This window comes from Pseudoalteromonas luteoviolacea NCIMB 1942, assembly GCF_001625595.1.
In the GTDB taxonomy this organism is placed as follows: domain Bacteria; phylum Pseudomonadota; class Gammaproteobacteria; order Enterobacterales; family Alteromonadaceae; genus Pseudoalteromonas; species Pseudoalteromonas luteoviolacea_A.
In genome coordinates, this window is the sequence record NZ_AUXT01000053.1 from 1 (window position 1) to 7,912 (window position 7,912).

General features: G+C 40.6%; 11 protein-coding genes and 1 pseudogene. 8 read left to right on the forward strand and 4 right to left on the reverse strand.

Annotation, left to right across the window (positions count from 1 at the left end; genetic code table 11):
• The first annotated feature begins 48 nt into the window (after positions 1–48).
• Both N482_RS26030 and N482_RS25150 read left to right on the forward strand, forming a co-directional pair.
• Complete coding sequence (locus N482_RS26030) at positions 49–357, forward strand: tyrosine-type recombinase/integrase (protein WP_419555005.1); 309 nt, start codon at positions 49–51, stop codon at positions 355–357.
• A 70-nt stretch (positions 358–427) separates the two neighbouring features.
• Positions 428–586 carry a hypothetical protein gene (locus N482_RS25150; RefSeq protein ID WP_196763624.1) on the forward strand — a complete coding sequence of 53 codons (159 nt, stop codon included), beginning with the start codon at positions 428–430 and terminating at the stop codon, positions 584–586.
• Here the strand turns inward: N482_RS25150 and N482_RS04060 are convergent.
• Positions 570–1,196, reverse strand: a complete 627-nt coding sequence (locus tag N482_RS04060; protein ID WP_063375861.1) for a Fic/DOC family protein — start codon at positions 1,194–1,196, stop codon at positions 570–572. The genes N482_RS25150 and N482_RS04060 overlap by 17 nt on opposite strands.
• Before the next feature lie 96 nt (positions 1,197–1,292).
• Between N482_RS04060 and N482_RS04065 the strand changes: the two genes are divergently transcribed.
• The 4 genes from N482_RS04065 (at position 1,293) to N482_RS04075 (ending at position 3,199) form a co-directional block, all read left to right on the forward strand.
• Positions 1,293–2,378 (forward strand): RHS repeat-associated core domain-containing protein, encoded by a 1,086-nt coding sequence (locus N482_RS04065; protein ID WP_081227731.1) that lies wholly within the window; start codon positions 1,293–1,295, stop codon positions 2,376–2,378.
• A gap of 64 nt (positions 2,379–2,442) precedes the next feature.
• Positions 2,443–2,640, forward strand: coding sequence for a hypothetical protein (locus N482_RS04070; RefSeq protein ID WP_063375863.1), 198 nt, complete (start codon positions 2,443–2,445; stop codon positions 2,638–2,640).
• 5 nt (positions 2,641–2,645) lie between these two features.
• The gene (locus N482_RS26035; RefSeq protein ID WP_081227733.1) at positions 2,646–2,852 is read left to right on the forward strand and encodes a type II secretion system protein GspG; all 207 of its coding nucleotides are present in this window, start codon (positions 2,646–2,648) and stop codon (positions 2,850–2,852) included.
• A gap of 158 nt (positions 2,853–3,010) precedes the next feature.
• The gene (locus tag N482_RS04075; RefSeq protein ID WP_063375864.1) at positions 3,011–3,199 is read left to right on the forward strand and encodes a glutathione binding-like protein; all 189 of its coding nucleotides are present in this window, start codon (positions 3,011–3,013) and stop codon (positions 3,197–3,199) included.
• A 71-nt stretch (positions 3,200–3,270) separates the two neighbouring features.
• Here the strand turns inward: N482_RS04075 and N482_RS04080 are convergent, their stop codons facing one another.
• The 3 genes from N482_RS04080 to N482_RS04095 all read right to left on the reverse strand — a co-directional run bounded on the left by N482_RS04080 (position 3,271) and on the right by N482_RS04095 (position 6,412).
• Positions 3,271–4,029, reverse strand: coding sequence for a DUF2182 domain-containing protein (locus tag N482_RS04080; protein WP_081227736.1), 759 nt, complete (start codon positions 4,027–4,029; stop codon positions 3,271–3,273).
• Positions 4,030–4,038: 9 nt separating this feature from the next.
• Positions 4,039–5,538, reverse strand: coding sequence for a tyrosinase family protein (locus N482_RS04090; RefSeq protein ID WP_063375867.1), 1,500 nt, complete (start codon positions 5,536–5,538; stop codon positions 4,039–4,041).
• A 379-nt stretch (positions 5,539–5,917) separates the two neighbouring features.
• Positions 5,918–6,412 (reverse strand): hypothetical protein, encoded by a 495-nt coding sequence (locus tag N482_RS04095; RefSeq protein ID WP_063375868.1) that lies wholly within the window; start codon positions 6,410–6,412, stop codon positions 5,918–5,920.
• Positions 6,413–6,676: 264 nt separating this feature from the next.
• On the opposite strand from N482_RS04095, the gene N482_RS04100 reads away from it, so the two are divergent.
• A complete protein-coding gene (locus tag N482_RS04100; protein WP_063375869.1) occupies positions 6,677–6,919 on the forward strand; it encodes a hypothetical protein in 243 nt (80 codons plus the stop codon).
• 341 nt (positions 6,920–7,260) lie between these two features.
• A pseudogene (locus N482_RS04105) lies at positions 7,261–7,902 on the forward strand (transposase); the annotation flags it as partial.
• Positions 7,903–7,912: the final 10 nt, after the last annotated feature.

Here is a 7,912-nt window from a genome sequence, read left to right on the forward strand (position 1 = left end):
CTTGCATGTTGAATTCGGGTTACTTACATCAATCAGATCAGACCCAAGCTGGAAACTCTTTGCTCTGGAAATACTGTATTTGTTGCCACCCTTGGTAAACCATTCAGGCCGACTCAGCTCTCTGAACTGATCGCAGGTTATATTAAAAAGGCCGGGATCTCCAAAGGGGGAGCTTGTAATCAGCTTCGCCATGCCGCAGCCACGCATTTATACGAAGGCGGTGCAGACTTGAGAGCGATACAGATGATACTTGGACACGCAGATATTTCGACTACTCAGGTATATGTGCATGTAAGCTTATGCTATGTACGAAAGATATATTTGCGAGCCCACCCGCTGGTAAGACAGAAACTCTGATAACTGGCCGCATTGCGGCCTTTTCTATAAAGTGCTAAATTATAAAGGTACGCATTTTCAAGGTGATTTTATGTCAACCAAAGAGTCGGTCAAGACAGTTAGCAAAGCGATGATCTATAGAGCAGTTGCGAGTTCAACGGCGATTGAAACCGGAGTCGCTACGAAAGAGATTGAGAAAAAGCTTAAATCTAGCAATAGACGTTTTGCACATATTAGCCTCGCAAATTAGTTTGTAAGGTATCACTAACCAGCCTTTCCAAATAGTTATAGTTACCAGAGACACCTGCTTGAATAGATTTAAAGTAGTATTCTTTGTTTTCATCCCACAGAGTGTAGTCAAAAGGTGAATAACCAGCTTGCAAAGCCATGACATCCAACAGCAATCTAGATATGCGCCCATTCCCTTCTCTAAATGGGTGAGCCAATATAAACTCAACGTGGCTTTCCGCAAGGTATGAAACAAGTTCAGTTCTACTTTTTTTGTGCAGGTTGGTAAATTGGATAAGGTATTTGCTCTCAAATTTTTGTGTGAGTGTTGAAATTTGATTGGGGGCTGCAAAACTAAAGCCTTCCTTTCCTAATGTGACGGTACGATTTCTACCAGCCCATTCATAAACATTGCCAAGCCACTTTCTATGCCATGTGGCAATATCATCAAATATTAGTACTTCAAAAGGCCAGTAATCTTCAAAAACAACTTCATACAGTCGAAGAAGTAGCTCAGTTTCCAGAGATTCCATTTCTTCTTCATCAATGATCTCTAGCTTATTGAGGAGGACTTTTTCATCTGAGCCTGGCTGGTAGCTACCTTCAGCTGACTCTACATCATACTTGGACATTGTATTAATCAATTCTATTTCACTGAATCTATTTTAACTTATGTAGGTTCAGTACGTTGAATTTTTTTCTTGAAAATACCATTTCGATTAGTTCATATGAATGGTCGGATCTTCGATGCAGACACGGGCCGGTTTATGCAGGCTGACCCGTTTGTGCAAGCACCCATGAATTTGCAGAATTACAACGCATATAGTTATGTGTTGAATAATCCGCTGTCGTATACGGATCCGAGTGGGTATTTGTTTAAAGGTCTGCACAACCTCTCGAAAAAGATAAACCGTCAGTTTATTAGTGGCGCGGCTAAAGTGTTTGGAGCTGAGTTGGTTAGTATTGTGGGGAATATGCTCACTGCTTTTTGTGGTCCAGCCCAAGCAGCCTGCGCTGCTGCATGGAACTATGAGTTTACGAGAGCAATGGGTGGGAGCTCATCTCAAGCATTTAAGGCTGGCTTAACTTCCGCTATGACCGCGTCTATAGGAGGAAAAGATTATGGTTCTGTAGGCAGCTTTGTTTTACAAGGTTTGGTTGGAGGCGTTGCAGCAGAAATAAACGGAGGTAATTTTGGTCATGGGTTTTGGGCGGCAGGCTTAAATTCCGCAGTCGGTGGTTCTAGCTATACATCCAATCCAATTGCCAATGCGGCTATATCAGCTGTTGTTGGCGGGACGATTTCGAAAATTACAGGTGGTAAGTTTAGAAATGGCGCCTATAGCAGTGCATTCTCGGCTGTATTGACAGCGGATTGGGGTGAGAAGGTCACACTTGGCTCTTCTTATGTTGGAAATCTCGATAAGGAATTAGAAAGCCTGAGTTATGAACAAAAAGCAGAAAACTATAAGCAAAATCTAAAACACTTTGAAAATGGCCTAAAAGCTGTTAACGAAGCCTCAGGGTTAGACACGCCCCATAATATCCTTGTAGTTGACAGGAGTGAAATCAATGGAGCTCTCGCAGCTGTAAAATGCAGTGTTTTACTAGGGTGTGGTAATGACGTTTATATCAGCGAACAATATTTGCAATCAGGACGTTCAAAATATAATAATTTCTTAGCAACAGCTTATCACGAAACGCTTCACTTTAATGATTCAAGATGGAATATTTGGCTTACAGGTAGCTTGGAGCGTGTGGGTATAGTATCTGCTAGGCATCAATATATATACAGAAGCAAGGTGATATACTAGGTTTAGGTGGCTTGCCTGATACTCCAGAACGAAAAATTTTTAATGTATTTAAGGGGCTATACGAATGAATACGAAAAAGACAGTTGTGTTTGTTATTGCCGCTTTAATCGTGATTGCCATATTGACTTTATTGCCTCAATTTGATCCTGAAATAAAAGTAAGTAATGAAGAAAAAGTATTATTATCCATTATGGTTGTTAATGATGTGCTAGAAAGGATTAAAGAAGACCTTGATGAGCATCCAGCAGCAAGGTTGGCTTAAATGTAATTTATAGCAATGTTGGCAAAGAAGAAAAGTGGGATGGGCCATATTTACTTCGAGAGCTAAACATAAAAGATCCTTGGGGCAATGACTTTGTATATAAATACCCGCACCAGTGTCATGTGCGATTAGGTACTTTTTCACTATATTCTGTTGGTAGTAATGGAGTGGACGAATGTATGTCTGGAGATGATATATTTATAGAGCCTTAAAAAAGTCAGAAATATAGATGACATAAAAATCTGAGGTGACATATATGGATACTCCATTTATGTCAAGTTAAGTAAGTCTATCGGGGCAGTTATTACTGCCTCGTTGTTTTTTGTTTTAATACCTAACAGCCGCACTTCGAACTTGAATTCGGGTCTATTTGGATAAACATTTAAGTGATCGTGACTCCCTGTTGGGCGCCAAACCAAGCATTGCCGACATTGCCTTATATACCTACTCAAAACTTGCCGTAAAAGCCGGTGTTAATTTAAGTGACTTTCCTCACATTGTTAACTGGTTTGCACGCATTGAAAGTGGCTTAAGCTTTGTTGATGCGCCAGAAAAGTAACTGATAAAATTCAGTATGTTGTAGATATTTGTTGCCGTAATCTGAGTGTGAGTACGGCAACAAAAACACACCTAATGACCAAAGTGTGGGAAATAAAACACAATCAATTGGTACACTGCAAGTGCATAGCAAGTGTTTCGTAAGACATGTTTTTTATTTCGATATAGCGTTGCTTCATAAAACAGGGCAGCTGTTAATATGCCCATTTGCACAATACCGTGACCGGCAATATGCATGGCAATCATAACGTGAGCGCAGGTTTTGACGCATTTTATCCCTTCTTTCAAACCGATTGTTAATACATCTAAGTCTGCTTTAAAGCCCCTTAGCCTAGGTGATAAAATACTGCCGCAAGCATTCAGTAAGCGCATTCTAAATGCTGCGTCACTGAGTATACCCGCGGCGAAATAACCTAAGGCTGCAATGGGTAGCACTTGCAATTTTGCTGTCCACGAGAGGGCTTGGATCATATGTGTTGCCAAGAGCAAAGCGACACCAAATACCAGCCAAACAGATGAATAGCCAACAATAAACAGCGCAAGGCTCAGCTGCTGGCGGTATATCGGTACACTGTTTACTAGGTTTCTGATGGTCCCGCTAGTCATAGGTAGCATCATTGCAAACACCATTATCATCCACTGCCAAGTCATGCTGGCAAACCCTGTTTGGGCATGCATATCATGATGAGCATGGTGGTGATGGTGTGCGGTACTTGTACCAAGCAAGGTGGATAGATAATACACCCATATTAACGTGGCAAGGCACAGCACGAACCAGTGAGGGTGAGCTACCCTGAAGTCGCTCACTTTTTTATATACTAAAGTTGTCATAGCCAGTGACTAAACTTCAGCTTTTATACTGATCCGGCCAATGGTCGCGTTCGCTGCACCTAGTTCTCTACTTGGCTCCACTTCAATGTGTATATCTTCTAACTTCCACTTTGGATGGGCTCTCAATTGGTGGACGATTTCGGTTGCATCTAATTGAACATTGATACCTACACCGGTATTTCGAGCACTGACGCTTGATGATTGTGCAAGTCCAAACAGGCCAACACTGCCCACAAAGTGGCGCTCTATATTATCTGGCAGTCTTATAAATACGTTAACGGGTGCTATGTTGCCCGTTCCGGTGATGTTCTCCAACAAGATGTGAATAGCTGTGGGTGATTGCCCGTCCTCTTTACCGACACTGCCCAGTATAACAGTGCTGTTCTTTTGAGGTATAAAGTTCAAGCTAGTTGAAACTGATTTCGATCCGATTGTTAACGGTTTTGTAGTCGCACCAATGATATCAAACATATTTATGCCTTGTGAATTTGTCTCTTTGAGTGCATTTTCTGTCTGCTTTATACCTGCAAAGTTGTCGGTATACGTATAGTCGAGGTTTTCCGTATTGAGTACATCAGCTGTTGAAATCTTGACATGGTTTCCAAGCTCATCATGAAAGTCAAACACTTGATTTAACCACGCATGACTTTTAGGGTTGCTATTCCCTCTTGCAATCCAACTTTGCCATAACCTATCTATGTTAGCGTGGTGCAGCCAAAATATCGGATCTAAAGCTGCTGTATCTGGGTCACCCATTGCACCGCCAATATCAACATGTACTTTGTTATGAGGGACGTTCTCTAATAGTCCAAAAGTGCCAGGGCTATGGCTGAAAGTAAATTTAACTCCCCCAAAACCAACGCCATTATTCACTACAAAATTCTTAGACTGCATACTTGAAGTACTACTAGCATCCTTTGGATTTAGTTTATAACTCAACCTTTCTTCCATCCACAGACCGGGAAAGTCTGGGTTGGGGTGCGATGACCCAGCCATGCTATTGGTGAAACCAAACTCAGGTGGAATATGTAGTGCTCTATCTTGTTGCTCTGGGCTTAACTTAGGGTTATCAACATCAGAATAGTTCCAGTATGGTAGTGCCCAGTCTTCTGGCCCGTTTAGGTCGACAATTGTTTTTCTGACAATACGTTCAAAAAAGTATAAGTACATACGGTGCCAGGGTAGAAAAAACCATGAACCGTGCTGGCATTGCTGCCAAAAATATTGGTTTGTGTTTTCTGTTATTAACAGCTCTATCAGTTCCTTTTTTAGTTCAGTATTTGGTGGTAAGCCAGTCGCTTTTGTCCATATGCTTTCTTCGCTCCATTTGTACACGTCAGGACCTAAGGGGTTCTCTTTAAAGGTTTGTAACCCGATCCCATGTATTGCAGCTTGATACCACCAACTTGTTGGATCAGAGATATCGCGTTTTTTCATTTCTTCAACGGCTTTTGAATACCATAAAAGGGTTCCGTCTTTTATTTCGTTTACATTTTTCCGTATACGCATTTGATGTTACTCCGTAGCGTTAATTTTCACAGTGTATTGGTCGTAGCGTGTACTACGACAGTGAAATAGTAAGCACAGGAAAAAGGGAAACATATTACGATTTATTACACGGTTACTTAGTAAAGTTATGTGTAATAAGCGGAGCTTTCTAGGTATTGAATAATTCAAATTAATTGCTGAACTTGAATTCAGCCTATCGATAAGTCAATGTGTTAAGGTTACGGAGAGCAGGGGGTATAGAAGTAACTGAATATAATAAAAATAAGTATGCTCACCGTAACCTGCCCCACTCAAACGAGTGTATACAGCCTCTTTGTTTTTGTTGTTCCATTTATTAATCAATGTGGTGTTGATATGACTTGTTCATTATTGCAGTGGTTTAGTTACTGTTGTCCGACTTAGCACCTCGCACTTGCTTTTCCCACACATCCGTGTTTTTCAGGTCTTTGATTTGGGCAATGACGTGCCAGTAATACACACCTGAAAATAACAAAATGAACAGGAGATCAAACAATGTGGTTTCTTCGGATGACTCGCCTCTTGTTATGTATATGAGTGAATAGACAGAAATGGAAATCGGGACCGTACAAACGAGAACGCGAATACCGACGACCCAAAAAATTGATAAGTAGCGGCGTAAAAAATCTTGGCCAGTGTCACCACCGTTTATTTTGAAGCAATACCAAGTGCTGATCATGAACATCAATAGATCGAGCAACAAACTTAAGTAGTCGTAGCCATTTGAGGTGTCTGTTGGCGTATTTCGCAACGACGTCAAAATGATAATAGCGATGAGGTATTTTAAATCGTATTTAGGGGTGAGCTGGTTAGCTCGGAGATCTGATTTGAGTGCCCATATATTCCAAAAATACATTGTCTTCCCTACATGCTTATAAAAGTGCATCAAGCTATCCATCTTGCCAAGATAAGATAATGTATTTAATGGGAAAAAAATGCGCGGTTTAATAACTACATACTAATTAAATAATATATCCATTAATATCAATGACTAATATATTCTATATGGGTTAGTAATTACTCACAGGTTGGATCTTAAGAAAACTTGAAGGCGAACTCTATTAAGTGTTAATGATCAAATGGTTACGCTAACAATCACTCAATCAAAAACTGAGCGCTTATGAACCTTAACCAAATTTGCCAACAAATTAAAGCTGTCTTTTCATCTGATAACCTGAACCAACAAGCTAAAAATGCTAAATTCCAAAAAAGATTACGCAAGCTTTCATGTGTTCAGCTTTTAAAAGCTGCATTTAAAACCCTTTCGACTCAAAAGGATGCCAACCTATCTGATATTCACCAATCTTTGCAAAGCGACTTTGATTGCGCGATTGACTACAAACTATTTCACAACCTTGCTTAAAAATTTACTGAGCAGGCGATGTCCTCAATGACGTTTTCTTCTCTCGATTGCTCATATTTCTCTAAAAGAGGTGTTCATCGGGTATTGCTCCAAGATTGCGCTTCCTTTGCGCTCCATAAAGAGTTGGCCGAAACCTTTGCAGGGCGATTTAACACAACCAGTCCAGCAGCAATCGAATTGCATGTGACCTATTCTGCGAGCAGCCTTGTGAGATAGACATTCGTCCAGATGTGGAAGCAGAACGAGATTTCTTGTCTGGTAGCGACACGCTTGAAGACACATTACTCTTAGCAGATGCTGGCTATTTAGATTTTTAAGATTTTCTACAGCTTGCTGAAACTGGTGGGTGTTTTATGTTCAGAGCAAGTAAACGCATCAATCCAACAGTGTCGTCAGCGTTTCTATCAGGCGTTGAAGTTGTAAGTGAGAGTATTAAGCTCCAGTCGTTATTAGAAAAATTCGGCTCTCAACCATTGGAAATGGTAGTTAAATGGAATAAGAATGGCTCTGAATATAGACTAGCTTACGTCCCAGATAATAAAAGGCCAATCTTACTTCTCACAAAACTACCAGAAACCGGGTTCAACTTTGACCAGTTGCTAGATATTTACGCGATGCGATGGCAAATAGAGTTGTTTTTTAAAGAGTTAAAGTCGTGGAATAATCTTAAAGGATTTATGATAACAGACCCAGATATAGCAGAGTCTTTGGTGTGGTTAAGCTTATTGTTGGCATTCGTGAAACGTTTTGTATGCCATAGTGCCAGCCGACTATTCCGATGTGCAATATCAACATTCAAGGCAAACAAAAGTGCTTTAAGGTGGTTGGGAGATGTACTGAATTGTTTTGATTTAAAGCATCCTCAGAAAAAGTTCAAACAAGTATTAGAAGTATTGGCGACATCCTGCCAGCGTCAGGTGGTCGTCAAAGGTTGTAATATTAGTCGATTTTGTGTAGGGAGTGAGTCTGTTTGTGTGGCTTAAGAACTAAGCT

Excerpts from the sequence above, each read along its gene's own strand:
- N482_RS25150 (WP_196763624.1), top strand. The coding sequence starts at position 428 with ATGTCAACCAAAGAGTCGGTCAAGACAGTTAGCAAAGCGATGATCTAT.
- N482_RS04060 (WP_063375861.1), bottom strand. The coding sequence starts at position 1,196 with ATGTCCAAGTATGATGTAGAGTCAGCTGAAGGTAGCTACCAGCCAGGC.
- N482_RS04065 (WP_081227731.1), top strand. The coding sequence starts at position 1,293 with ATGAATGGTCGGATCTTCGATGCAGACACGGGCCGGTTTATGCAGGCT.
- N482_RS04070 (WP_063375863.1), top strand. The coding sequence starts at position 2,443 with ATGAATACGAAAAAGACAGTTGTGTTTGTTATTGCCGCTTTAATCGTG.
- N482_RS04080 (WP_081227736.1), bottom strand. The coding sequence starts at position 4,029 with ATGACAACTTTAGTATATAAAAAAGTGAGCGACTTCAGGGTAGCTCAC.
- N482_RS04090 (WP_063375867.1), bottom strand. The coding sequence starts at position 5,538 with ATGCGTATACGGAAAAATGTAAACGAAATAAAAGACGGAACCCTTTTA.
- N482_RS04095 (WP_063375868.1), bottom strand. The coding sequence starts at position 6,412 with ATGTATTTTTGGAATATATGGGCACTCAAATCAGATCTCCGAGCTAAC.
- N482_RS04100 (WP_063375869.1), top strand. The coding sequence starts at position 6,677 with ATGAACCTTAACCAAATTTGCCAACAAATTAAAGCTGTCTTTTCATCT.